The sequence below is a fragment of the Pseudomonas kielensis genome, from assembly GCF_014236655.1.
GTDB classification, from domain to species: Bacteria; Pseudomonadota; Gammaproteobacteria; order Pseudomonadales; family Pseudomonadaceae; genus Aquipseudomonas; species Aquipseudomonas kielensis.
The window spans coordinates 46,033-71,224 of sequence record NZ_JACMYG010000024.1 but is presented as its reverse complement, the minus strand read 5'-3'; the positions used below and the strand labels follow the sequence as shown (position 1 = coordinate 71,224).

Sequence of the window (25,192 nt, the reverse complement as noted above, 5' to 3'; positions counted from 1 at the left end):
CTTAAATGACCGACTATAAAGCCACGCTAAACCTTCCGGACACCGCCTTCCCAATGAAGGCCGGCCTGCCTCAGCGCGAACCGCAGATTCTGCAGCGCTGGGACAGCATTGGCCTGTACCAGAAGTTGCGTGAGATTGGTAAGGATCGTCCGAAGTTCGTGCTGCACGACGGTCCTCCGTACGCCAACGGCACCATTCATATCGGTCACGCGCTCAACAAGATTCTCAAGGACATGATCATTCGTTCGAAGACCCTGTCGGGCTTCGACGCGCCTTATGTTCCGGGCTGGGACTGCCACGGCCTGCCGATCGAGCACAAAGTCGAAGTGACCCACGGCAAGAACCTGGGCGCGGACAAGACCCGCGAACTGTGCCGTGCCTACGCCACCGAGCAGATCGAAGGGCAGAAGTCCGAGTTCATTCGCCTGGGCGTACTGGGCGACTTCGCCAACCCGTACAAGACCATGGATTTCAAGAACGAGGCCGGCGAAATCCGCGCCCTGGCTGAAATCGTCAAGGGTGGTTTCGTGTTCAAGGGCCTCAAGCCCGTGAACTGGTGCTTCGATTGCGGTTCGGCCCTGGCCGAAGCGGAAGTCGAGTACGAGAACAAGAAGTCCTCGACCATCGACGTTGCCTTCCCGATCGCCGATGAAGCCAAACTGGCAGGCGCTTTCGGCCTGGCTTCGCTGAGCAAACCGGCTTCGATCGTGATCTGGACCACCACCCCGTGGACCATCCCGGCCAACCAGGCACTCAACGTTCACCCGGAATTCAACTACGCCCTGGTCGACGTCGGCGACCAACTGCTGGTGCTGGCTGAAGAGCTGGTGGAGTCGTGCCTGGCCCGCTACAGCCTGGAAGGCTCGGTCATTGCGACCACCACCGGTAAAGAGCTGGAGCTGATCAACTTCCGTCACCCGTTCTACGATCGCCTGTCGCCGGTTTACCTGGCGGACTACGTCGAACTGGGCGCTGGCACCGGTGTGGTTCACTCCGCCCCGGCCTACGGCGTGGACGACTTCGTGACCTGCAAGAAGTACGGCATGGTCAACGATGACATCCTCAACCCCGTGCAAAGCAACGGCGTGTATGCGACTTCGCTGGAGTTCTTCGGCGGCCAGTTCATCTGGAAGGCCAATCCGGCCATCGTCGACAAGCTGACTGAAGTGGGTGCGCTGCTGCACACCACCATCATCGAACACAGCTACATGCACTGCTGGCGTCACAAGACCCCGTTGATCTACCGCGCCACCGCGCAGTGGTTCATCGGCATGGACAAAGAGCCGGCAACTGGCGACACCCTGCGCCAGCGTGCAATCAAAGCCATCGAAGAGACCAAGTTCGTTCCGGCCTGGGGCCAGGCGCGCCTGCACTCGATGATCGCCAACCGCCCTGACTGGTGCATCTCCCGCCAGCGCAACTGGGGTGTGCCGATCCCGTTCTTCCTGAACAAGGAAAGCGGCGAACTGCACCCGCGTACCGTTGAGCTGATGGAGCTCGTGGCCCAGCGCGTCGAAGTCGAAGGCATCGAAGCCTGGTTCAAGATGGACGCTGCCGAGCTGCTGGGCGATGAAGCGCCACAGTACGACAAGATCAGCGACACCCTCGACGTCTGGTTCGACTCGGGTACCACGCACTGGCACGTCCTGCGCGGTTCGCACCCGATGGGCCACGAAAGCGGCCCGCGTGCCGACCTGTACCTGGAAGGTTCGGACCAGCACCGTGGCTGGTTCCATTCGTCCCTGTTGACCGGTTGCGCCATCGACAACCACGCGCCGTATCGCGAGCTGTTGACCCACGGCTTCACTGTCGATGAGTCCGGCCGCAAGATGTCCAAGTCCCTGGGCAACGTGATTGCGCCGCAAAAGGTCAACGACACCCTGGGCGCCGACATCATGCGTCTGTGGGTGGCTTCCACCGATTATTCGGGTGAAATGGCGGTTTCCGAGCAGATCCTGCAACGCAGTGCGGACGCCTACCGGCGGATCCGCAACACCGCGCGCTTCCTGCTTTCCAACCTGAGCGGTTTCAACCCGGCCACCGACATCCTGCCGGCCGACGAAATGCTTGCCCTGGACCGTTGGGCCGTGGACCGCACCCTGCTGCTGCAACGCGAGTTGCAAGAGCACTACGGTGAATACCGCTTCTGGAACGTCTACTCCAAGATCCACAACTTCTGCGTGCAGGAGCTGGGCGGTTTCTACCTGGACATCATCAAGGATCGCCAGTACACCACCGGCGCCAACAGCAAGGCCCGCCGTTCGGCGCAAACCGCGCTGTACCACATCAGCGAAGCGCTGGTGCGCTGGATCGCGCCGATCCTGGCCTTCACCGCCGACGAGCTGTGGCAGTACCTGCCGGGCGAGCGTAACGAATCGGTGATGCTCAACACCTGGTACGAAGGCCTCAGCGAACTGCCGGAAGGCTTCGAACTGGACCGCGCCTATTGGGAGCGGATCATGGCGGTCAAGGTGGCGGTCAACAAGGAAATGGAAATCCAGCGCGCAGCCAAGGCGGTGGGTGGCAACCTGCAAGCCGAAGTGACGCTGTTCGCCGAAGAGGCGCTGAGCGCCGACCTGGCCAAGCTGAGCAACGAACTGCGCTTCGTCCTGATCACCTCGACCGCGAGCATTGCCCCATTCGTGCAGGCACCGGCCGACGCAGTCGCGACCGAAGTCAGCGGCCTGAAACTCAAGGTGGTCAAGTCGGGCTTCGCCAAGTGCGCCCGTTGCTGGCACTGCCGCGAGGACGTCGGAGTGAATCCGGAGCATCCGGAAATCTGCGGTCGTTGCGTCGACAACATCAGCGGCGCAGGCGAGGTTCGTCACTATGCCTGATGCTGCTAGCCGTTTCGGACGGTTGAGCTGGCTGTGGTTGAGCCTGCTGGTCCTGGTCATCGACCAGGCCAGCAAGTTCTACTTCGAAGGTTCGCTGACGATGTACCAGCAGATCGTGGTCATCCCCGATTACTTCAGCTGGACCCTGGCCTACAACACTGGCGCCGCTTTCAGCTTTCTGGCTGACGGCGGTGGCTGGCAGCGCTGGCTGTTCGCCTTGATCGCTATCGTGGTCAGTGGCGTGCTGGTGGTCTGGCTCAAGCGCCTGGGCCGCAACGACACCTGGCTGGCCGTCGCCCTGGCGCTGGTGCTGGGTGGGGCGTTGGGCAACCTGTACGATCGCATCGCCCTGGGCCATGTGATCGACTTCATTCTGGTGCATTGGCAGAACCGCTGGTATTTCCCAGCGTTCAATTTTGCCGATAGCGCCATCAGTATCGGCGCCGTGATGCTTGCGCTGGATATGTTCAAAAGCAAGAAAACCGGAGAAACCGTTCATGACTGAACAGGTATTGGCTGAGCAACGCATCGGTCAGAACACGGAAGTCACTTTGCATTTCGCATTGCGCCTGGAGAACGGCGACACCGTCGACAGCACTTTCGACAAAGCCCCTGCGACCTTCAAGGTCGGCGATGGCAACCTGCTGCCAGGTTTCGAAGCCGCCTTGTTCGGCTTCAAGGCGGGTGACAAGCGCACGCTGAGCATCGAGCCAGAGCGTGCGTTTGGCCAGCCCAACCCGCAGAACGTACAGATCATCCCGCGCTCGCAGTTCCAGGACATGGAGTTGTCCCCGGGTTTGCTGGTGATCTTCAACGATGCGGCGAACACTGAGCTGCCGGGTGTGGTCAAGGAGTTCGATGACGCGCAAGTGACCATCGACTTCAACCACCCGCTGGCGGGCAAGACCTTGACCTTTGACGTGGAAATTTTTTCCGTCAAAGCGCTTTGATATTGTGGGAGCGAGCCTGCTCGCGATGAGTGCCTGACATCCACGTAGATGTTGTCTGGCACGCCGCCATCGCGAGCAGGCTCGCTCCCATGGTACGTTTTTTATGTTTTCGCTATTTCTTGCGCGCAAGACACGAGGCACAGCATGCAAATCAAACTCGCCAATCCCCGTGGCTTCTGCGCCGGTGTGGACCGGGCGATCGAAATCGTCAACCGCGCCCTGGAAGTCTTCGGGCCGCCGATCTATGTGCGCCACGAAGTGGTCCATAACAAGTTCGTGGTTGAAGACCTGCGTGCACGCGGGGCGATTTTCGTCGAGGAGCTGGATCAGGTGCCGGATGACGTCATCGTGATTTTCAGTGCCCACGGGGTTTCCCAGGCCGTTCGCAGCGAAGCCGCCGGCCGCGGCCTGAAGGTATTCGACGCGACCTGCCCGCTGGTGACCAAGGTGCATATCGAAGTGGCACGCTATAGCCGCGACGGGCGTGAGTGCATCCTGATTGGGCATGCCGGACACCCGGAAGTCGAAGGCACCATGGGCCAGTACGATGGCAGCAACGGTGGCGCGATCTACCTCGTCGAAGACGAAAAAGATGTTGCCGCCTTGCAGGTGCATAACCCGGACAAGCTCGCCTTCGTCACCCAGACCACCTTGTCGATGGATGACACCAGTCGGGTGATCGACGCCTTGCGCACGCGCTTCCCGGCCATTGGCGGTCCACGCAAGGACGACATCTGCTACGCCACGCAAAACCGTCAGGATGCGGTCAAGCAACTGGCCGACGAATGCGACGTGGTGTTGGTGGTGGGCAGCCCCAACAGCTCCAACTCCAACCGCCTGCGTGAACTGGCCGAGCGCATGGCTACTCCGGCCTACCTGATCGACGGCGCCGAAGACCTGCAGCGCAGTTGGTTCGATGGCGTCGAGCGGATCGGCATCACCGCCGGAGCTTCGGCACCGGAAGTGCTGGTACGGGGCGTGATCCAGCAACTGCACGCCTGGGGTGCCACCGGTGCCGATGAACTGGCTGGTCGCGAGGAGAACATCACCTTCTCCATGCCCAAAGAACTACGGGTTCGCTCCCTGCTTTGATCCTGCGCACAAGGCCTGCTCGGCCTTGTCGTGGCGCAGGCTGACGCGGCCGCTTCTGGACAGCACCACCTGATGGTGACTGATCGACTGGCGGCTCGCGCAGATGTGCAACGTCCCTGCCTGAAAAGCGCCTGTGGGCAACAACGGCTCGCCCAGGCTGCTGAATCTTACATATCGCCTGACCGACTGATTGCCGACGATCAGCAGCGGTGCGCCCGTCTGGTGCTGGCGCAGCAGCGGGTTACTGCTGTCTTCCTGACCGCGGCCACTGAGGTCCAGGATGACTCGCCAGCCCTGGCTCCAGTCATCGTTCAAACCATGCACCACCACCGCCTGATTGCGCAGCAGGGCCTCGCTGCGTGCATTGCGCAGGCCGCTGGCAAGGCTCAGGGCCGCGCTTTCCCGGCGCACTGACTGCGCGTATCCGCTGAGCGCCGGCACGGTGAGGTGCAGCGCAATGGCGGCAATGGCCAGGCCCACCAGCAACTCGATCAGGCCCAGGCCTTTTTGATCCATGACGGCTCCTTCCCTGGCGTTGCGACGTATCCCTAGGTGTAGCTGTTGGCGGCACAGGGCGGCGGCCAATCATTGTGCAAAAGGTTTCGCGGCGTAGGGGCGCACTGGTGCAGTCGCGAATGTATTGCGCCTTGTTCCGGCGGCGAGCAGCCAGGCGACACCAGCGCTAACCTTTCGGCTGATCAGGATCGATCACAGGGAGGTAAAAACCGTGCGGATGACGGTTGCGGGTGCACAGGGCGGTATGACCCTGATTGAAGTGCTGGTGGCCTTGCTGATTCTGACCGCTGGGCTGCTAGGGGCGGCGGCGGTTCAGCTCAATGCCTTGAAATACACCGACAGCTCGCTGATGAGCAGCCAGGCCAGTTTTATTGCCTACGACATGCTGGACCGGATTCGCGCGAACGTGGCGGCTGATTACAGTCTCCCTGCACCGACCTCGGGCCTTCAAGTCTCAGCGCGCAATCAGGACCTGGCTGATTTCAACGACCATATCCGCCAGTTCGGTGGCCCCAGTGCCCGCGGCAGTATCAGCCACGCCCAGGGGCTTTACAGCATCACCATTACCTGGGATGACGCGCGGGCCGCCGGTACTGCAGATGCCCAGCGCAGCCTGGTCTTGAGCAGCCGTGTCGCGGTCGAACCGCAGGGGACGCCATGAACGGCAGGTGCCGGGGGTTCAGCCTGATCGAGCTGCTACTGGCGTTAGCCATCAGCCTGGCGTTGGTGCTGGGCGTGACGCAGATCTTCATGGCGGCGAACAGCACCTACCGCGCGCAGAGTGCGTCAGCTGGCATGCAGGAAGATGCGCGTTTTGTCTTGAGCAAGCTGCTTCAGGAGATTCGCATGGTCGGTGTGTTCGGCTGCCTGCAAGACATCACCGATGCCAGTGCCAGCGGGGACTTCAGGGCCGCTCGGAACGCACCGATCAAATGGGACAACGCCTTGAAGAAACTCAGCCTGGTCACCACGGACGTCGGCGGCAACGGTGGCGTGCCGACCTGGACGGTGGTGTCGGACTGTCGCGCCCGGGCCACGGCCTACAGCCAGCGTCACAGCCCGGCAGCGGGTGAGCTCGCCATACCGATTCGCCGCCTGGATTACCGCCTGCGTGATGACCAGATCCTGCTGACGGCAGGTGGCAGAACGGCGGCCCTGGTCAGCAACGTCAAGGCCTTTGCCGTGAGTTTCGGCCTGGCCGACAGTGCCAGCGGTACTACGGTTTCCAGTTACAGCTCCAACCCCGGCGACCCGGCGCGGATCCGCAGTGTGCGTTTGAGCCTGACCCTGGCAGACCCCAACCGGCGCGTGCGCGATCAAACCTTCAATGTTGTGGCCAGCTTGCGTAACCGTTTGCCTTAGGAGGCGCTGATGAGGTCTTTCAAGGCAAGTGCCCAGTCGGGCATGGCGCTGTTGCTGAGCCTGGTATTCCTGTCGCTGCTGTCGTTGATCGGGGTTGCTGCGATGCAGAACGCCACACTCCAGGAAAAACTCGCGGCAAGCCTGGCCGCACGCAATCAGTCATTCCAGGGGGCAGAGGCCGTCTTGCGCATTGGCGAGAGTGCCGTGCAGCGCAGCCACTACACATTGCCGGAGTGCGCCGCAGGCATTCGCTGTGGGCCGCCGGCCGAATCCTCGGTGGTCACCAACGCGGGGTTCAACGCCACATCCGGGGTGACCTGGATCGCCGCCGCCAATGGTGTTTATGGGGTGCAGAACCTGGGCGGTGTTTCCGGGGCGGTGCAGGTCCCGGCGGGTACCAGGGTAACGTTGTATCGGGTCAGCGCAGTTGGACTGGATGGCCTTTCACGCACGGTGCTGGAGAGTATTTATGCCAAGTTCGAGAGCGAAGCCGCTGCGATCGGCGGTAAGATGCTCGGCACCTGCTTGGCTGGGGAGGCTCTCGGCGACGGCAGGTCCTGCGCGGATGAAAATAGCGATGGCGGCAGCCGTCGAATCATGTGGCGACAAATACAGTAAGTGAGACTTGAGGCAATGCGTAGATTCAACCAAGGCTTTACCCTGATCGAAATCATGATTGTGATCGCGATCATCGGCATTGTGGTGACCATATCCGCTCCGCTGCTCACCGAGTACGTGAAAAAGACCCACCGTAGCGAGATCGCCGGGCTGCTGTCCGAACAGGCGCAACTGCTTGAGCGGTTCCATTCCCAAAACAAGGTCTACAGCAATGCCACGGGCCTGAGTGCCGGTAATGAGTACTACAGCATCGTTCCGACCCTGGCGGATCAGAGCTTCCTGCTGACAGCCGTGCGTAAATCCGACGCCAGCATGGCCGGCGACAAATGTGGTGATCTCACGCTGAGCAACACCGGTGTGATGGGCATGAACAATGCGGCAGCCGAGATGACCAGCAAAGATTGCTGGGGGCGTTGAGTCGCTTTTTCGGGGTGCGTCGTGCACCCCCTGTCTTTTTTACTGTTGGATCAGATGATGGCCAAGCAAGAGCAAGTGGTGATTGTCGGCGGTGGGGTGATCGGCCTGCTGACGGCGTTTAATCTGGCGCCCCATGTCGAGCGGGTGATCCTGCTGGATCGTTCCAGCCTTGGCCAGGAGTCTTCCTGGGCGGGCGGCGGTATCGTTTCGCCGCTCTACCCATGGCGCTACAGTCCGGCAGTCACGGCCTTGGCTCACTGGTCCCAGGACTTTTATCCACAGTTGGCCGAGCGCCTGTTCGTCTCCACTGGCGTCGACCCTGAAGTCCACACCACGGGCTTGTACTGGCTGGACCTGGAGGACGAAGCCGAGGCGCTGGCCTGGGCTCAGCGGGAAAACCGCCCGCTCAGTGCTGTGGATATCTCGGCCGCCCATGACCACGTGCCGGTGTTGGGGCCGGGTTTTTCTCGTGCGATCTACATGGCTGATGTGGCCAACGTGCGTAATCCGCGCCTGGTCAAATCCCTCAAGGCGGCATTACTGGCGCTGCCCAATGTGACGATTCACGAGCAGTGCGAGGTCAGTGGCTTCATTCGGCAGGGTGAGCGGGTGCTGGGGGTCGAGAGTGCCAGTGGCCCGATCCTGGGTGATCAGGTGGTGCTGACCGCAGGTGCCTGGAGTGGCGATCTGCTCAATACCCTGGGCCTGACGTTGCCGGTGGAGCCAGTGAAAGGCCAGATGATTCTCTACAAGTGTGAAGCGGACTTTCTCTCGAGCATGGTTCTGGCCAAGGGCCGTTACGCCATCCCGCGTCGCGACGGCCACATCCTGATCGGCAGCACCCTGGAGCACGAAGGGTTCGACAAGACACCGACCGAGAATGCGCTGGAAAGTCTCAAGGCCTCGGCAGTGGAGTTGATTCCGGCGCTCGCGGACGCCGAAGTGGTCGGGCATTGGGCGGGCCTGCGTCCCGGTTCGCCGGAAGGCATTCCCTACATTGGCGCGGTGCCGGGGGTAGGCGGGTTGTGGCTCAACTGTGGGCATTACCGCAATGGCCTGGTACTCGCACCTGCTTCCTGCCAGTTGTTTGCCGATGTATTGCTGGGACGCGAGCCGGTGATCGATCCGGCCCCCTATGCGCCGGCTGGCCGGATCTGAGGCGGCGCCTCACTCCAGGCCGAGCTTTTTCAACCGGTAACGCAGTGAGCGAAACGACAGGCTCAAGCGCTGGGCGGCTGCCGTGCGATTCCAGCGGGTTTGCTCCAGGGCCTTGAGAATTACCCGGCGCTCGATTTCCTCCAGGTAATGCTGGAGGTTGTCGACCTGCTTCAGATCGGAAAGAGGGGAGTCCTCATTACTGTTGGCTTGGGTCAACCGCAGGTCGCTGGTGCCTATCTGCTGGTTCTCGCACAGCGTATGGGCGCGCTCAAGCATGTTTTCCAGTTCGCGGACGTTACCCGGGAAACGATAGACCTTGAGGGCCTCCAGGGCTTGTGGCAGCAGGCGTGCGACGGGGGCGCCAGTGTCGGCGGCAAGGCGTTTGAGCATCTGGGTGGCCAGCAGCTCTATGTCATCGCGGCACTCGCGTAATGGCGGCACGCGCAGCTCGATCACGTTCAGTCGATAGTACAGATCCTGACGAAAACGTCCGGCGCTCACTTCCGCGTCCAGGTTCTTGTGCGTGGCACAGAGTATTCGCGTATCAATCCGGCTTTCGTGCAACTGACCGATGCCGCGCACGGCCTTTTCCTGAATGGCCCTGAGCAGTTTGACCTGCATGCTCAGGGGGAGGTCGGCGACTTCATCCAGGAACAGGGTCCCTGCATTCGCTGCCTGGAACAACCCGGGCTTGTCTTCGATGGCGCCGCTGAAACTGCCTTTGCGGTGACCGAAAAATTCGCTTTCCATCAGATCCGTCGGGATGGCCCCGCAATTGACGGGCACGAAAGGCTGGCGGGCGCGTGGGCCTTGATCGTGAATCAGTCGAGCAACCAGCTCTTTGCCACTGCCGGATTCGCCGCTGATGTACACCGCAGCCTGGCTGTGGGCCAGTTTGTCGATCTGCTGGCGCAGGCTACGGATGGGCAGCGAATCACCCAGCAGGCGCCGGAGTCGGCAGGGGGGAGCCGAATTGTGCTGGAAAGTCTTCAACGTCGTGTCCGTCCGTGGGCTAACGTTTGCTGCCGCTACTCGAGTAGCGGCAGGTAAAGCTTTAACGATCCTGCGAGCCTGGGCCTTGCTCAAGGTGGCCCTGGCTGCAATACCACTGTTGCTGCAGGCTCAGGGCGCGGTCGCGGGGCAGGTGGACACCGCAGTGGGCGCAACGGACCATGGGTGGGGCATTTTGCTCGCTGGGGGTAGGGCGGGAGGCGTCGGCGGGACGCTTGAATTTGCGCCAGAACCATACCGCAGCAGCAATCAGGGCAATCCAGAACAGTAAACGAAGCATGGTCAGTGGCTTTTTGGGAGGATGATTGGGCAGTTTAGCCAAGGTCTCATCCAGCGCACAGCGCTATAAAACCCGGAAATAAAAAAGGAGACTCGAAAGTCTCCTTTTGTGTACCTGGCGGGTATCAGTCGAACACGCCGAAGGTCATGTAGCTGAACCAGGAGCGGTCGTCGTTGCTGCCTTCCGCTTCGTGCTGCTCTTCTTCAACAGCATCGCCGTCTTGTGGCTTGAGCTCGGCCGGGATGGAGTCCTTGGCATCCTGGTACTGCTTCATGATGTCCTGGTTGGCGCGGGTTTCACCCGGCGGCAGCGGCGGACGGGACTCGATCAGGCCCAGGGTGGCTTTGCTGGCCCACGAACGGTTGTCGGCTTCGGCAACCCGTGGCACGAACTGACCGTCCACCAGGCTTGAGTGATTCGGGTAGTTCAGTTTCAGGGTTTCCAGGCTGGTGTTGGCCAACTCGTCCAGGTGCAGGCGCTGGTAGGCTTCGACCATCACGGCCAGGCCATCACCGACCGACGGTGTTTCCTGGAAGTTTTCCACCACGTAACGACCACGGTTGGCCGCTGCGACATAGGCCTGACGGGTCAGGTAGTAGTCGGCAACGTGGATTTCGTAGGAGGCCAGCAGGTTGCGCAGGTAGATCATGCGCTGCTTGGCGTCCGGCGCGTAGCGGCTGTTGGGGTAGCGGCTGGTGAGCTGGGCGAATTCGTTGTAGGAGTCGCGGGCCGCACCTGGGTCACGCTTGGTCATGTCCAGCGGCAGGAAGCGCGCCAGCAGTCCAACGTCCTGGTCAAACGAGGTCAGGCCCTTGAGGTAATAGGCGTAGTCGACGTTCGGGTGCTGAGGATGCAGGCGGATGAAGCGCTCGGCAGCCGACTTGGCAGCCTCGGGCTCGGCGTTCTTGTAGTTCGCATAAATCAGTTCGAGTTGAGCCTGGTCCGCATAGCGACCGAACGGATAACGCGACTCCAGGGCCTTCAGCTTGGCTGTGGCCGCGGTGTAGCTGTTGTTGTCCAGATCGGTCTGAGCCTGCTGGTACAGCTCGACTTCGCTGAGGTTTTCGTCTACGACTTCCTTCGACGAGCAAGCAGCGGTCAATGCGAGGATGGCGATCAGCAGCAGGTGTTTCACTTGCATGGCGGCTTGCGTCCCTATGACGGCCGCTGTCTTGGGCGGGGCCGTCCTGTTATGATGAGTGCCCCGTTGAAAAGCCTCGGGGCAAAAGACGCCGTATTTAACCACAAGCGCGCAGCCGAAACCAAAGGCTGTGCCGACGCCTAGTCTGAGCATGTCCGATAAAATTGAACTTCGCGCAGAGGTGCCGTCCGAATTGGGCGGCCAACGCCTCGATCAAGTCGCCGCACAATTATTCGCTGAGCACTCGCGCTCGCGCCTTTCCGCCTGGATCAAAGACGGCCGCCTGACTGTGGATGGGGCGGTTATCCGCCCGCGAGACATTGTCCATGGTGGCGCCATCCTTGAGTTGACCGCCGAGCAGGAAGCTCAGGGCGAATGGATCGCTCAAGACATCGCCCTGGACATCGTCTATGAAGATGACGACATCCTGGTGATCAACAAACCTGCCGGGCTGGTGGTGCATCCTGCCGCCGGTCACGCCGACGGTACATTGCTCAACGCCTTGCTGCACCACGTGCCGGACATCATCAATGTTCCGCGCGCCGGTATCGTGCACCGTCTGGACAAGGACACCACCGGTTTGATGGTGGTGGCCAAGACCATTCAAGCGCAGACGCAACTGGTTACACAGTTGCAGAGCCGCAGTGTCAGCCGGATCTACGAGTGCATCGTTATTGGTGTGGTCACCGCCGGCGGCAAGATCAACGCGCCGATCGGTCGTCACGGCCAGCAGCGCCAGCGCATGGCGGTGATGGAGGGCGGCAAGCAGGCGGTCAGCCACTACCGCGTGCTCGAGCGTTTCCGCTCCCACACCCACGTGCGGGTCAAGCTGGAAACCGGTCGAACCCACCAGATTCGCGTGCACATGGCCCACATCAACTTCCCGTTGGTCGGAGACCCTGCCTACGGCGGTCGCTTCCGTATCCCGCCGGCAGCCAGTGTGACCATGGTCGAGTCGCTGAAACACTTCCCGCGTCAGGCGCTGCATGCGCGTTTCCTGGAACTGGATCACCCGACCACCGGCAAGCGCATGAGCTGGGAGTCGCCTCTTCCGGAAGATTTCGTCTGGTTGCTGACGCTGCTCAAGCAGGACCGTGAGGCGTTCATCGGATGAGTGACTGGCTGATTCCCGACTGGCCCGCGCCGGCCGGAGTCAAAGCCTGCGTCACCACCCGTGCGGGCGGCGTCAGCCTGGCGCCGTTCGACAGCCTCAACCTGGGCGATCATGTCGATGACAGTCCTATGGCGGTGGCCGAGAATCGCCGGCGCCTGACGGATCACTTTGCGATACAGCCAGCCTGGTTACAGCAGGTGCACGGCGTTGCCGTGGCTCACGCTGACCCGGCCCAGGTCGCGACCGCGGACGCCAGTTGGACAGCCACGCCCGGTATTGCCTGCACGGTGATGACGGCCGATTGCCTGCCTGTGTTGTTCTGCGACCGTGCCGGGAGCCGGGTTGCGGCGGCTCACGCCGGTTGGCGCGGGTTGGCCGCAGGCGTGCTGGAGGCCACGCTCGACAGCCTGGCCGTGGATCCGGCGCAAGTGCTGGTCTGGCTCGGCCCGGCCATTGGCCCCCAAGCCTTTGAAGTCGGCCCGGAAGTTCGCGACGTATTCATCGCGCAACTTGCAGAAACACATCAGGCGTTTGTGCCCAGCCACAATGCCGGCAAGTACCTGGCCGACATCTACCTGCTGGCGCGCTTGCGCCTCAAAGCCCGCGGCGTCAGCGCCGTGTACGGTGGCGGCTGGTGTACCGTGACCGATCCACGCTTCTTTTCCTACCGCCGTGCGCCACGCACCGGCCGGTTTGCCTCCCTGATCTGGCTCGAGCGCTAGACTTTCCTGATCTGCATCAACTGCACGACGCTTGAATCTTCCAGAATCGACCGCATCTAGTGGGGTATCTGGCAGGTTTCTCTATTTAGGTGTGTCCATCGCTCCGGCCTGCTCAAAAGGAAGGTGACCAATGCGTATAGACCGTTTAACCAGCAAATTGCAGTTAGCCTTATCCGATGCCCAATCCCTGGCCGTTGGCCTCGATCATCCGGGCATCGAGCCTGCGCACCTGATGCAAGCACTGCTTGAACAGCAAGGTGGCTCAATCAAGCCGCTGCTGATGCAAGTGGGCTTCGACGTCAACAGCCTGCGCAGCGCGTTGAGCAAAGAGCTCGACCAATTGCCAAAAATCCAGAATCCGACGGGCGACGTGAACATGTCGCAGGACCTCGCACGCCTGCTCAACCAGGCCGATCGCCTGGCCCAGCAGAAAGGTGACCAGTTCATCTCCAGCGAGCTTGTGCTGCTCGCCGCCATGGACGAGAACAGCAAGCTCGGCAAGTTGCTGCTCGGCCAGGGCGTGAGCAAGAAAGCCCTGGAGAACGCGATCACCAACCTGCGTGGCGGTGAAGCGGTGAACGACCCGAATGCCGAGGAGTCGCGCCAGGCGCTGGATAAGTACACGGTCGACCTGACCAAGCGCGCCGAAGAAGGCAAGCTCGACCCGGTGATCGGCCGTGACGACGAAATTCGCCGGACCATCCAGGTCCTGCAGCGCCGGACCAAAAACAACCCGGTGCTGATCGGTGAGCCAGGTGTGGGTAAAACCGCGATCGCCGAAGGCCTGGCCCAGCGCATCATCAATGGTGAAGTGCCGGACGGCCTGCGTGGCAAGCGCCTGCTGTCCCTGGATATGGGCGCGCTGATTGCCGGTGCCAAGTACCGTGGCGAGTTTGAAGAGCGCCTCAAAGGCCTGCTCAACGAACTGTCGAAGCAGGAAGGGCAGATCATTCTGTTCATCGACGAACTGCACACCATGGTCGGTGCCGGTAAAGGCGAAGGCTCGATGGATGCCGGTAACATGCTCAAGCCGGCCCTGGCTCGGGGTGAGTTGCACTGCGTCGGCGCGACCACGCTCAACGAGTACCGCCAATATATAGAGAAGGACGCGGCCCTCGAACGACGCTTCCAGAAAGTGCTGGTGGATGAGCCGAGCGAGGAAGACACCATCGCTATCCTGCGTGGCCTGAAAGAGCGCTACGAGGTTCACCACAAGGTGGCGATCACGGACGGTGCGATCATTGCGGCGGCCAAGTTGAGCCATCGCTACATCACTGACCGGCAGTTGCCGGACAAGGCCATCGACCTGATTGACGAAGCGGCCAGCCGCATTCGCATGGAAATCGACTCCAAGCCCGAAGTGCTGGATCGCCTGGAGCGGCGCCTGATTCAACTCAAGGTCGAATCCCAGGCCCTGAAGAAAGAAGATGATGAAGCGGCGATCAAGCGCCTGGAAAAACTCCAGGAAGAGATTGTCCGGCTAGAGCGCGAGTATTCCGACCTGGAAGAAATCTGGACCTCGGAGAAAGCGGAAGTGCAGGGTTCTGCGCAGATCCAGCAGAAAATCGAGCAGTCGCGCCAGGAGCTGGAAACTGCCCGCCGCAAAGGTGACCTGAATCGCATGGCCGAGTTGCAGTACGGGGTGATCCCGGACCTGGAGCGCAGCCTGCAAATGGTCGACCAGCATGGCAAGAGCGAAAACCAGTTGCTGCGCAGCAAGGTAACTGAAGAAGAGATTGCCGAAGTCGTATCGAAATGGACCGGCATCCCGGTGTCGAAAATGCTCGAGGGTGAGCGCGACAAGCTGATGAAGATGGAAAGCCTGTTGCACCAACGTGTGATCGGCCAGAACGAGGCCGTGGTGGCGGTGGCCAACGCCGTGCGGCGTTCCCGCGCCGGGTTGTCCGACCCCAACCGCCCAAGCGGTTCGTTCATGTTCCTCGGCCCGACTGGCGTGGGCAAGACCGAGCTGTGCAAGGCCCTGGCCGAGTTCTTGTTTGATACGGAAGAGTCGATGGTGCGCATCGATATGTCCGAGTTCATGGAGAAACATTCCGTGGCGCGGCTGATCGGGGCACCACCAGGCTATGTGGGCTACGAGGAGGGCGGTTACCTGACCGAAGCGGTACGTCGCAAGCCGTACTCGGTGATCCTCCTGGACGAGGTCGAGAAGGCCCACCCGGATGTGTTCAACGTATTGCTACAAGTGCTGGAAGACGGTCGCCTGACCGACAGTCACGGACGCACCGTGGATTTCCGTAATACGGTGATCGTCATGACGTCCAACCTGGGGTCGGTACAGATCCAGGAACTGGTGGGTGATCGTGAGGCGCAACGTGCCGCGGTGATGGATGCGGTGTCGACACACTTCCGTCCGGAGTTCATCAACCGGATCGACGAAGTGGTGATCTTCGAGCCCCTGGCCCGTGATCAGATTGCCGGCATCACTGAAATCCAGTTGGGCCGTCTGCGCAGCCGTCTGGCTGAGCGTGAGCTGACGCTGGAACTGAGCAGCGAAGCGTTGGATAAGTTGATCGCGGTGGGTTACGACCCGGTCTATGGCGCACGGCCGCTCAAACGAGCGATCCAGCGCTGGATCGAAAACCCGTTGGCCCAGCTGATTCTGTCGGGCAGCTTCCTGCCAGGCACCAGCGTAACGGCCACCGTGGTGAACGACGAAATCGTCTTCAACTAAGGCGTGATTGCTGCAAAAGAGCAAAGGCCTCGCATTGCGGGGCCTTTTTTTTCACAGGGTGTTGAACTGTAAGGAAAAGGCTTGTAAAGTGCGCCCCGCAGTAAGTCGCTCCAAGGGTTTCCACTCCCCAAGTAGAAATCTGAAATAAGTTGCAAATCATTGTCTTGAAAGCAATTTAGGGGGTTGACAGAGGTGTTTAAGGTTGTAGAATAGCGCGCCTCAGACACACGAACGCAGCGATGCGAACGGGTCGAAGAGAACGCAGTAAAGCTTCAAATGTTGTGATTGAAATGTGTAGTTCCGTGATAGCTCAGTCGGTAGAGCAAATGACTGTTAATCATTGGGTCCCAGGTTCGAGTCCTGGTCACGGAGCCAATTTCAAACCGGGGTATAGCGCAGTCCGGTAGCGCGCCTGCTTTGGGAGCAGGATGTCAGGAGTTCGAATCCCCTTACCCCGACCATTTTTGGGTCGTTAGCTCAGTTGGTAGAGCAGTTGGCTTTTAACCAATTGGTCGTAGGTTCGAATCCCACACGACCCACCATTTTTGAAACCAGTTAACGCTGGAATCGAATCTTAAGATCAGAGGCCAAAAGCGCTGATCGAAGAAGGCGACTTGTAAAGGTCGCCTTTTTTTTACCGGGGTATAGCGCAGTCCGGTAGCGCGCCTGCTTTGGGAGCAGGATGTCAGGAGTTCGAATCCCCTTACCCCGACCATATTAAAAATCCTCGTATCGAAAGATACGGGGATTTTTTTTGTCTGTTGAAAATTCAAGCACTGCAAAACCAATGTGGGAGCGAGCCGCTCGCTCCCACAGGTGTTACATCAGTGAAGTTTCAGGCGTGGCTCGGTGCCGCGTCCAATCTTGCTGCCCAGCATCAGCATCGCCGTGCGAAACGGCCCGTACAACGCCACCTGGTGCATGCGGTACAGCGACACGTAGAACATCCGCGCCAGCCAGCCCTCCAGCATCACGCTGCCAGTCAGGTTACCCATCAAGTTACCCACAGCCGAAAACCGCGACAGCGAGATCAGCGAGCCGTAATCGGTGTACTTGTAGGACGGCAGTGGTTTGCCTTCGATCCGCAGTTTCAACGATTTGGCCAGTAGCGAGGCCTGCTGGTGCGCCGCCTGGGCGCGCGGCGGCACATTGCGATCACTTCCGGGCTGTGGGCAGGCGGCGCAATCGCCGAAGGCGAAGATGTTTTCGTCGCGGGTGGTCTGCAGGGTCGGCAATACCTGCAGCTGGTTGATGCGGTTGGTTTCCAGGCCGTCGATATCCTTGAGGAAACCCGGTGCGCGGATCCCGGCCGCCCAGACTTTCAAGCTGGCCTTGATCACATTGCCATCGGCGGTGATCAGGCTGTCGGCCGTCACTTCGCTGACCGCCGCGTTGGTCATGACATTGACCCCCAGTTTCTCCAGGGTTTTATGCACAGGCCCGCCGATCCGTTCCGGTAGGGCCGGCAGTACCCGGGGGCCAGCCTCGATCAGGGTGATGTGCATGTTTTCCGGCTTGATCCGGTCCAGGCCGTAGGCGGCCAGTTCATGGGCCGCGTTGTGCAGTTCGGCGGCCAGTTCGACACCGGTGGCGCCAGCGCCGACGATGGCCACGCTGATTTGCTCGACCTTATCGGTCTGCCCGGCATGGGCGCGCAGGTAATGGTTGAGCAGTTGCTGGTGGAAACGCTCAGCCTGTTTGCGGGTGTCGAGGAACAGGCAGTGCTGGGCCGCGCCCAGGGTGCCGAAGTCGTTGGTGGTGCTGCCCACCGAGATGACCAGCGAGTCGTAGGCCACTTCACGAGCCGGTACCAGCTCCAGGCCGGCTTCGTCGTAGGTGGCGGCCAGTTGGATTTTCTTCTGCGCGCGATCGAGCCCGCTCATGCGCCCCAGCTGGAACTCGAAGTGGTTCCATTTGGCCTGGGCGACATAGTTGAGTTCGTCTTCGGAAGAGTTCAGCGAACCGGCGGCCACTTCATGCAGCAGCGGTTTCCAGATGTGGGTCAGGTTGGCGTCGACCAGCATCACACTGGCCGTGCCACGCTTGCCCAGAGTCTTACCCAGACGGGTAGCCAACTCCAGACCGCCGGCGCCGCCGCCAACGATGACAATACGATGAGTCATGGGGATATCTCGCAAGGCTAAAAGAAATCGGTGCAGTTACCCGAGCGAGCGCCACGCAGCTCATAGCGTCAGGTAACTGATAAAACGGCTCAGCAGGCCCAGGCCAATGGTCACCGCCAGGACAATCACCAGGAGCATCCACGGCCGAAAAGGCCGGCGCTCGACTTGGTGCTGGGACAGGTGCAGGTACTCTTCGACATGCTGTTGGTCGTCCGGGTTCAGGCGGCTGGTCATATCAAGGCCTCGTCAGGTAGACGTTGCTAAAGGTGTAGAAGCTACAGCGCGCGGCCAAGTCAGCCGTCAGCCCGTATTGAACGGAGCATAGCCGCTCGCTGGCACGGGCTCGACACACAGCCTGTCATCCAGGCGAATGATGCCACTTTGTAGCACCCGCGCGGTAATCCCGCCATGGCCGCGCACAGCCTGGAAAGTCCCTGGGCCGAGGTTCTGTTCGAGCCGGGCGCAGGGCTGGCACCAGCCCGTGGTTTCGAAGATGGCCTGGCCGATCCGGAAGCGCCGGCCCTTGAGGCTGAACAGATTGATCCCGCTGACCACGATGTTGCGGCGCAAGTCCTGGGGGTGTATCGGCTGGTCGGCAGGGCGTTCCATCAGGGAGCTGATCACGGCGAGGTGTTCCCACTGGATCAACGTGACCTGTCGCGCATTGCGCACCCCGGGCCGCGCATGATCACCCGTCAGGCCGGCCTCCAGGCGTGCTTCCACGGCGTCGAGCGCGAGCATCGGCCCGCGCGATTGTGGGCGCACGCCCAGCCAGCGCACCCGGCCTTGTTGCGGCACGGCGGCGATCAGCTCCTGCAACGGGCTCACAGGCTGATCCCGACGTCGAAGACGATGCTGCGCCCCAGGTTGCTGCGCAGGAAGTCTGGGGCATCGGGGTGGGCGAACAGCACGCGGGCGAAGGTCGGGCCGACCAGCGAGAGCGAGCGCCAGCCTTGTCGCAGGTATTCGGTGGGGGGCGGGAAGTGGCTGTTGAGGTCCAGCACTTCACGCTTGAGGCTGGCGAAAGCGATGATGTCCAGTTCACCCAGGTCCATGCCGCGCTCTTTGTAGTTGTGTGCTTTCTTGCGCAGGGTCGGCGCCAGCCTGAGCAAGAACTCGTTGGCCGGAATCCGCTTGGGCTTGGCCTCGCGGCGCACCAACTGGCTCAGGGAGAACGCGCTGCGCCGACGCTGCAGTTCATCGCGCCACTCGTCATTGAGCCGCCGACCTTCGTCGAGAACGAAAAACACTTCGAAATTGGCCTCGCGAAACAGCACGTCGGGCGGCTCGCCGGCGGGGCTGAACTCGTCGGCGCGGTAAGGAATGTTCAAGCCCTGCAACAGGCGTTGACACACCCAACGCTCACGCTCCCATTTGCGGGCATTGGAGAGGAACGCGTTGGCCTGCTCGGCCGCAATGGTCAGCAGGCGTAAGTAATCTGAATCATCCATAGGCCAAGCTTAGCGTTCAAATGCGATCACAAAGAACACAGTTTGTCGGACAGACGCAAACTTTTGATTTCCCGTCAGCCTGGCTGACGGGATGTCCTGGCGCGGCCGTGACGATGCTCTAGGCGGCTACCAGCTCATGCGCACGCCCAGATTGCCGGAGACGCCGTCCAGATCGTTGCTGTCCAGATGGGTGTTGTAGTCGGCGCCCATGTAAACACTGACACTCGAAGACAGCTTCGCCACCAGGCCCACGCCCAGGTCCGCCGATGAGGACTTGTGCTCGCTCTTGATCCGGTCGATGTCGTCATAGGTGACGGTGTCGTAACCACCGAACGTTTTCCACAGGTTGGCCCGCAGATAGGGTTCGAGCGGGATGTCCTGCGCCATGAACCGCCCCTTGAGGCGGGCACCGAGGCGGCCGGTCCAGTAATCCTGGGAGTCGAATGCCACATTGGAGATACCGTCGTTCTGCGAGTCCAGGTCAATCTGCTGGTTGATCACTTGCACCTGGGGTTCCAGCACCCAGTCTTGCGCGACGGCAATTGTGTACCCAGCCTCTACGGACAGCGCCAGCGCATGGCCGTCGGTGTCCATCTTCACGCCGCGATCGGAGCGATTGTCGCCGTCCAGGCTCGACCACATCGCCACGGTATCGAAATACCAGCCGCTGGGGTCGACCAAGGTCCAGTAGGCGCCCACCTGATCGCCGTCGAGCTTGACCCGGCCCGAGCGTCGGTCCTGGAAGCCTTCGGCAAACCCATCGACGTCGCCTTGCAGGTGACTGTGGCCGACAAAAAAACCGAAGCGTTGCAATTGTCCGCCGCTGGTCTGCGAGGCATACAGATCATGACCAATCTGGAAGCCCTGGAGCGAGCCGTCAAAACTCGGGGTCACGGTGCCGGACCAGCTTTTTTGCAGATTACTGCCATACAGACGGCCCCATCCGGCGGGTACGGCTCCGATTTCGCTCAGCAGGCTTTGCTCGCCCTGGCGATCATGGAAGGTGCCCAGGGCTTGCATCGTCAGCAGTTGGGCGGCGGGGATGACCACGGAATACACCGGGACTTCCAGGCGATACAGGGGAATCGGATCGGCGCCGGCCACGGCCTTGGGGATCGGCGGTGTGCTGATGGCCGGTGTCGGCGAAGTCTGGGCCAGGGTTTGTGGCGGCGGCACCTGGTTCGGCTCGACGGGCGCCACCGGTTGCGCGGTCGGTGGTTCGACGGCGGGCTCATCCGGGTCAACCACGGGCGCCGGCTGCTGGATCGGTGGTGGGGCCGGGGGCACGACCGGGGGGACAACGGCGGGTGGAACGGTTGGCGGCGGCACTGCCACCACCGATGAGCGCAGGTACCAGTTGTTCTCGGATCCCGCGGTGACCCCGCCCTTGAACAGGTAGTACTGATAGGCGCCGGCGGACAGCGAGCCCTTCAAGGCAAAGGCATCGCTGCGGCTGATGGCGCCGTTACGTGCCTGCACCACTTCGATCCCGTTCTGGCGAGTCAAACCGCCCAGGCCGCCGAGGTTGGTGATGCCCAGTTGGGTGTTACCGCTGAGGGTGCCTTGGGACACCACCAGCTTGTCACTGGCGGAACTGTCGGTACCCAGCACGGTTTGCAGCAACAGTTGCCCGTTGTTGCCAACGTAGTTGCCATGGACCGTCAGTGAATCGCTGGCACGGCTGCTGCCGCTGGTCATGTCGATGATCCCGGCGTTGCTCAGTGTCGTCAGTTGGCCGGCGGTGTAGGGGCGGATAGCGCCTTGGGTCACGGCCAGGGTACTGCTGCCGTCAATGGCCAATACGCCCGTGGCGCTGGCGCTGTCCCCGAGGAAGAAGTCCCCCGCCAGCGAGAAGCGCGAGTGATTGCCCAGCGTCACCGACTCCCAGCCGACATAACGTGCCGCGCCTGCCGAGGTGCTGTTGTCGAAGCTCAGGCGGTCAGTGCCCAGCCCACCGTCCACAGAGGGGGTGGAGGCGAGTGTGGTCTCGGAGAGATTGCTCAACAGGGCGCTGTCGTCGCCGTCACCCATGAGGATGGCGGAATTGATCTGTCCGCCGTTGCGCCAGGTGAGGCGATCGTTGCCAGCGCTGGCGCGGATCTGCCCGGCAATCACCCCGCCGGAGACGCTGATGATGTCATCGCCACCGCTGGTGCTGATGTTGCCGCCGATCGAGCCCTCCGACACGGTGATGGTATCCAGGCCAAATCCGGTAACCAGGTTGCCGAGAATCCGTCCGCCCGACATATCAAAAATATTGTTATCGAGTTTCATGTCGACGCGGCCGATGGTGCCCCCGGTCATCGTCGCCACATCGCCGTCCTCGAAGGCCCCGACGATGGTGCCCGCGCTCATCAGGAAGCGATCCCGCCCGTCGCCCTGGGCCAGCGACTGGACCTGCCCTCCGGTCATTTTGAACTCATCGATACCGTTGCCCTGGTTAACCGTGCCAGTGATCTGTCCGGCGTTGATCTCCAGGGAGTCGTTGCCATCGCTCTGGTCCAGCGATCCGGTAATGCTGCCGGAATCCATCACTACCCGGTCCACTCCGGCCCCGAACGTGACGTTGCCATTGATCGTGCCGGAGCCGTTGGCCGGGAAGGTCAGGGAGTTGTTGCCCAGGGTGTCGGTGAGTGGGCCGCTGGTGCCACTGTCGCACGTATGGCGGGTATCGCCGGGGCCGGGGAGCAGGGTACAAGCCGCCTGGGCGACGGGACTGGCGAGGAGCAAGAGCGAGGCGCACGGCAGGAGCGTGCTTAGCCTTAGGTGATGGAACATGACGTATCCCTACTGAATGAGTGTTGGCATCGTCCTGATGGCTCTCTCTAAGGCCTGGCTCCACTCATATTCATACTCCACAGGCAGCCGTTGCCCTGACACGCTGAAACTGATCCATCAGATAGGTAAAAGGTGTAGACGGATAATTCCGGAAGTGTGGCTGTTTTCCGACCAGCGGACTGTCGCGGCCTTCGGCCTTGCCCCCAGGGGTGTAATGCAATCGACCCGCTGCACAAAACGGATAACGATCTGCGCAAAGCGGATATTGCTGCGCTGCAGGCCTCCCTACCCTCGGTGATACGCACGCTTATCACGTGACCGATGCTCTTAAAAAAACAACAACAAGAGACAGATGCCATGCGCAAGATCGACGTACATGAGCTGATCGACAACGCTCGTTTCAACCGCTTCCACTGGATGGTGCTGTTCTGGTGCGCCCTGATCATCATCTTCGATGGCTACGACCTGGTGATCTACGGCGTGGTCCTGCCGATGCTGATGAAAGAGTGGGGGCTCAGCCCGTTGCAGGCCGGCGCCCTGGGCAGTTACGCGCTGTTCGGGATGATGTTCGGCGCATTGTTTTTCGGCCCGCTGTCAGACCGGATCGGCCGCAAGAAAGCCATTACCCTGTGCGTGATCCTGTTCAGCGGTTTCACGGTGCTCAACGGGTTTGCCCGCAACCCGACGGAGTTCGGGATCTGCCGGTTCATCGCTGGGCTGGGCATCGGCGGGGTCATGCCCAACGTGGTGGCGCTGATGAACGAATACGCGCCGAAAAAAATCCGCAGCACCCTGGTGGCGATCATGTTCAGCGGCTATTCGGTCGGTGGCATGCTGTCGGCCGGGCTGGGCATTGTGTTGATCCCCAGTTTTGGCTGGCAGTCGGTGTTCTACGTCGCAGTGCTGCCCCTGTTGATGCTGCCGCTGATCATGTACTTCCTGCCCGAGTCGGTGGGTTTCATGCTGCGCCAGGGACGCGATGAAGAGGCACGCAAGGTCCTGGAGCGCGTGGAGCCGACGTACGTTGGCCACAGAAGTGATCAACTGCAGATGAGCGAAGTGAAGGGCACGGGCACCCCGGTGCTGCAGTTGTTTCGCGAAGGTCGGGCGCTGCGCACGCTGATGCTGTGGCTGGCGTTCTTCTGCTGTCTGCTGATGGTCTATGCCTTGAGCTCCTGGCTGCCGAAGTTGATGGCCAACGCCGGGTACAGCCTGGGTTCGAGCCTGTCGTTCCTGCTGGTGCTGAACTTCGGCGCGATCTTCGGCGCCGTCGGTGGCGGCGTGCTGGGCGACAAGCTGAACCTGCCGCGGGTGTTGGCGGTGTTCTTCGCCATGGCGGCGGTGTCGATCACCTTGCTCGGTTTCAACAGCCCGATGCCACTGCTGTATGTGCTGATCGCCATTGCTGGCGCCACCACCATCGGTTCGCAGATCCTGTTGTACGCCTGCGCCGCACAGTTCTACTCCATGACGATCCGCTCCACCGGCCTGGGCTGGGCTTCGGGTATCGGTCGCAACGGTGCTATTGTCGGCCCATTGCTCGGGGGGGCCCTGTTGGGGATCAACCTGCCGCTGCAACTCAACTTCATGGCGTTTGCCCTGCCGGGTGCGGTAGCCGCCATTGCCATGACCGTGTTTGCCATCAGTAGTCAGCGCAGCGCATCGAGCGCTACCAGCGCGCTGTCGCCATCGGGTGTCTGAAGCATGAAAGGGCTATTGCGGGACTTTTCGCTGTCGGCGGCAGTCGCCGGTTTTATTGCCACGGTGATTTCCTATGCCGGCCCCCTGGTGATCATTTTCCAGGCGGCCGACGCCGCAAATCTGTCGCGCGAGGTGCTGTCCTCGTGGGTCTGGGCGATTTCCATTGGCAGTGCGCTGCTGGGCATCGGCTTGAGCCTGCGCTACCGCGTGCCGGTGATCATCGCCTGGTCGGCGCCGGGCTCGGCGCTGCTGGTGGCGCTGTTGCCGGGGATCAGCATGGCGGAAGCGGTGGGGGCGTACCTGGTCAGCAGCCTGATCATCTTTTTGATTGGGGTCTCGGGCGCGTTTGACCGGATCATCAGCAAACTGCCGGCCGCCATTGCCGCCGCCATGCTGGCGGGGATTCTGTTCAGCTTCGGCACGGGCCTGTTCGTGTCGTTGCAGGGCAAGCCGTGGCTGGTGCTGGCGATGTTTGCCACCTACCTGATGTGCAAACGCCTGATGCCGCGTTACGCGGTGTTGATGGTGCTGCTGGTGGGGTGCTCCATGGCCATGCTCGCCGGGGACCTGCGGGTCGACGCGCTGGTGATCGGCCTGGCCACGCCGGTCTGGATAAGCCCGCAATTCAGCCTGAGCGCAACCTTGAACATCGCGTTGCCGCTGGTGATGGTGGCACTGACGGGGCAGTTTGTCCCCGGCATGGCGGTGCTGCGGGCCAGTGGTTACTCGACCCCCGCCAGCCCGATCATTGCCAGCAGCGCGCTGGGCACGGCATTGCTCGCGCCCTTTGGCTGCCACGGCTTGAACCTGGCGGCGATCACCGCGGCGATCTGCACCGGCCGTGAAGCCCACGAGGACCCAGGCAAGCGGTATGTCGCCGGGGTCGTTGGCGGCTTGTGTTACCTGGTGCTGGGGATCTTCGGCGCGACCTTGGTCTCGCTGTTTTCGGCCTTCCCCAAAGAGCTGATCGCGGCCCTTGCGGGGCTGGCGCTGTTCGGGGCGATTGCCGGGGCATTGGCCGGTGCAATGGCGGTGCCCAACGATCGCGAAGCGGCGCTGGTGACCTTTCTGGCGACGGCCTCGGGCATGTCGCTGTTCGGTTTGTCCGCCGCGTTCTGGGGGCTGATCTTCGGCATGCTCACCCACCTGCTGTTGAACGCGCGCCGCGCCGCTCCAGGGACCAAGGCAACGCCTGCCCCGCACACCCTGCGCTGACCACACTGGAC

21 protein-coding genes, 4 tRNA genes and 2 pseudogenes are annotated in these 25,192 nt (G+C 61.5%); 18 read left to right on the top strand and 9 right to left on the bottom strand.

The window, feature by feature from the left end:
- The first annotated feature begins 5 nt into the window (after nt 1–5).
- The 4 genes from ileS (at nt 6) to ispH (ending at nt 4,879) form a co-directional block, all read left to right on the top strand.
- Nucleotides 6–2,837, top strand: coding sequence for an isoleucine--tRNA ligase (gene ileS / locus H7995_RS20395; RefSeq protein WP_166591499.1), 2,832 nt, complete (start codon nt 6–8; stop codon nt 2,835–2,837).
- Nucleotides 2,830–3,342, top strand: coding sequence for a signal peptidase II (gene lspA, locus H7995_RS20390; protein WP_185818779.1), 513 nt, complete (start codon nt 2,830–2,832; stop codon nt 3,340–3,342). The genes ileS and lspA overlap by 8 nt, the downstream gene beginning before the upstream one ends.
- 7 nt (nt 3,343–3,349) lie before the next feature.
- A complete protein-coding gene (fkpB, locus tag H7995_RS20385; RefSeq protein ID WP_178117410.1) occupies nt 3,350–3,787 on the top strand; it encodes an FKBP-type peptidyl-prolyl cis-trans isomerase in 438 nt (145 codons plus the stop codon).
- 144 nt (nt 3,788–3,931) lie between these two features.
- Nucleotides 3,932–4,879: a 4-hydroxy-3-methylbut-2-enyl diphosphate reductase gene (ispH, locus tag H7995_RS20380; RefSeq protein ID WP_166591497.1), complete on the top strand. Its 948-nt coding sequence runs from the start codon at nt 3,932–3,934 to the stop codon at nt 4,877–4,879.
- Here ispH and H7995_RS20375 read toward each other — a convergent pair.
- The gene (locus tag H7995_RS20375; protein WP_166591496.1) at nt 4,856–5,395 is read right to left on the bottom strand and encodes a GspH/FimT family pseudopilin; all 540 of its coding nucleotides are present in this window, start codon (nt 5,393–5,395) and stop codon (nt 4,856–4,858) included. The two genes, ispH and H7995_RS20375, sit on opposite strands and share 24 nt — an antisense overlap.
- Before the next feature lie 217 nt (nt 5,396–5,612).
- Between H7995_RS20375 and pilV the strand changes: the two genes are divergently transcribed.
- From pilV to thiO, 5 genes and pseudogenes are all read left to right on the top strand, one after another.
- Entirely contained in the window at nt 5,613–6,056 is a 444-nt protein-coding gene (gene pilV / locus H7995_RS20370; protein WP_185818781.1) for a type IV pilus modification protein PilV, read from the top strand.
- A complete protein-coding gene (locus tag H7995_RS20365) occupies nt 6,053–6,757 on the top strand; it encodes a prepilin-type N-terminal cleavage/methylation domain-containing protein (RefSeq protein WP_185818778.1) in 705 nt (234 codons plus the stop codon). Before pilV ends, H7995_RS20365 begins: the two co-directional genes overlap by 4 nt.
- Nucleotides 6,758–6,766: 9 nt before the next feature.
- Nucleotides 6,767–7,237, top strand: a pseudogene (locus tag H7995_RS20360) (pilus assembly PilX family protein); the annotation flags it as partial.
- A 153-nt stretch (nt 7,238–7,390) separates the two neighbouring features.
- Nucleotides 7,391–7,792 carry a type IV pilin protein gene (locus H7995_RS20355; RefSeq protein ID WP_182342388.1) on the top strand — a complete coding sequence of 134 codons (402 nt, stop codon included), beginning with the start codon at nt 7,391–7,393 and terminating at the stop codon, nt 7,790–7,792.
- A gap of 57 nt (nt 7,793–7,849) precedes the next feature.
- A complete protein-coding gene (gene thiO, locus H7995_RS20350) occupies nt 7,850–8,950 on the top strand; it encodes a glycine oxidase ThiO (protein WP_185818776.1) in 1,101 nt (366 codons plus the stop codon).
- Between the two features lie 9 nt (nt 8,951–8,959).
- On the opposite strand, the pseudogene H7995_RS20345 reads toward thiO, so the two are convergent.
- The 3 genes and pseudogenes from H7995_RS20345 to H7995_RS20335 form a co-directional block, all read right to left on the bottom strand.
- Nucleotides 8,960–9,901 (bottom strand): annotated as a pseudogene (locus H7995_RS20345) (sigma-54 interaction domain-containing protein); the annotation flags it as partial.
- Nucleotides 9,902–10,004: 103 nt separating this feature from the next.
- On the bottom strand, nt 10,005–10,241 hold the full coding sequence (locus H7995_RS20340) for a PP0621 family protein (protein WP_182342385.1): 237 nt from the start codon (nt 10,239–10,241) through the stop codon (nt 10,005–10,007).
- Nucleotides 10,242–10,365: 124 nt separating this feature from the next.
- Nucleotides 10,366–11,382, bottom strand: a complete 1,017-nt coding sequence (locus H7995_RS20335; RefSeq protein ID WP_095166515.1) for an outer membrane protein assembly factor BamD — start codon at nt 11,380–11,382, stop codon at nt 10,366–10,368.
- 151 nt (nt 11,383–11,533) lie between these two features.
- Here H7995_RS20335 and rluD point away from each other — a divergent pair, with 151 nt between their 5' ends.
- From rluD to H7995_RS20300, 7 genes are all read left to right on the top strand, one after another.
- Nucleotides 11,534–12,496: a 23S rRNA pseudouridine(1911/1915/1917) synthase RluD gene (gene rluD / locus H7995_RS20330; RefSeq protein ID WP_095166517.1), complete on the top strand. Its 963-nt coding sequence runs from the start codon at nt 11,534–11,536 to the stop codon at nt 12,494–12,496.
- Complete coding sequence (gene pgeF / locus H7995_RS20325) at nt 12,493–13,218, top strand: peptidoglycan editing factor PgeF (RefSeq protein WP_182342382.1); 726 nt, start codon at nt 12,493–12,495, stop codon at nt 13,216–13,218. The genes rluD and pgeF overlap by 4 nt, the downstream gene beginning before the upstream one ends.
- Nucleotides 13,219–13,348: 130 nt before the next feature.
- On the top strand, nt 13,349–15,913 hold the full coding sequence (gene clpB / locus H7995_RS20320) for an ATP-dependent chaperone ClpB (RefSeq protein WP_166593097.1): 2,565 nt from the start codon (nt 13,349–13,351) through the stop codon (nt 15,911–15,913).
- 299 nt (nt 15,914–16,212) lie between these two features.
- Nucleotides 16,213–16,288, top strand: a tRNA-Asn gene (locus H7995_RS20315).
- A 9-nt stretch (nt 16,289–16,297) separates the two neighbouring features.
- Nucleotides 16,298–16,374, top strand: a tRNA-Pro gene (locus H7995_RS20310).
- Between the two features lie 5 nt (nt 16,375–16,379).
- A tRNA-Lys gene (locus H7995_RS20305) sits at nt 16,380–16,455 on the top strand.
- Between the two features lie 96 nt (nt 16,456–16,551).
- Nucleotides 16,552–16,628, top strand: a tRNA-Pro gene (locus H7995_RS20300).
- 109 nt (nt 16,629–16,737) lie between these two features.
- Here H7995_RS20300 and H7995_RS20295 read toward each other — a convergent pair.
- The 5 genes from H7995_RS20295 to H7995_RS20275 form a co-directional block, all read right to left on the bottom strand.
- Nucleotides 16,738–18,036, bottom strand: a complete 1,299-nt coding sequence (locus H7995_RS20295; RefSeq protein WP_182342379.1) for an NAD(P)/FAD-dependent oxidoreductase — start codon at nt 18,034–18,036, stop codon at nt 16,738–16,740.
- A 60-nt stretch (nt 18,037–18,096) separates the two neighbouring features.
- Complete coding sequence (locus tag H7995_RS20290) at nt 18,097–18,270, bottom strand: DUF3094 domain-containing protein (RefSeq protein ID WP_095166525.1); 174 nt, start codon at nt 18,268–18,270, stop codon at nt 18,097–18,099.
- A 66-nt stretch (nt 18,271–18,336) separates the two neighbouring features.
- On the bottom strand, nt 18,337–18,864 hold the full coding sequence (locus H7995_RS20285; RefSeq protein WP_182342376.1) for an MOSC domain-containing protein: 528 nt from the start codon (nt 18,862–18,864) through the stop codon (nt 18,337–18,339).
- Complete coding sequence (locus H7995_RS20280; protein WP_095166529.1) at nt 18,861–19,487, bottom strand: DUF1780 domain-containing protein; 627 nt, start codon at nt 19,485–19,487, stop codon at nt 18,861–18,863. The genes H7995_RS20285 and H7995_RS20280 overlap by 4 nt, the downstream gene beginning before the upstream one ends.
- Before the next feature lie 126 nt (nt 19,488–19,613).
- Nucleotides 19,614–22,265, bottom strand: coding sequence for an autotransporter family protein (locus H7995_RS20275; protein ID WP_185818775.1), 2,652 nt, complete (start codon nt 22,263–22,265; stop codon nt 19,614–19,616).
- 357 nt (nt 22,266–22,622) lie between these two features.
- On the opposite strand from H7995_RS20275, the gene H7995_RS20270 reads away from it, so the two are divergent.
- Nucleotides 22,623–23,966 carry an aromatic acid/H+ symport family MFS transporter gene (locus H7995_RS20270; RefSeq protein ID WP_166593121.1) on the top strand — a complete coding sequence of 448 codons (1,344 nt, stop codon included), beginning with the start codon at nt 22,623–22,625 and terminating at the stop codon, nt 23,964–23,966.
- A gap of 3 nt (nt 23,967–23,969) precedes the next feature.
- Nucleotides 23,970–25,181, top strand: coding sequence for a benzoate/H(+) symporter BenE family transporter (locus tag H7995_RS20265; protein ID WP_185818774.1), 1,212 nt, complete (start codon nt 23,970–23,972; stop codon nt 25,179–25,181).
- Nucleotides 25,182–25,192 lie beyond the last annotated feature (11 nt).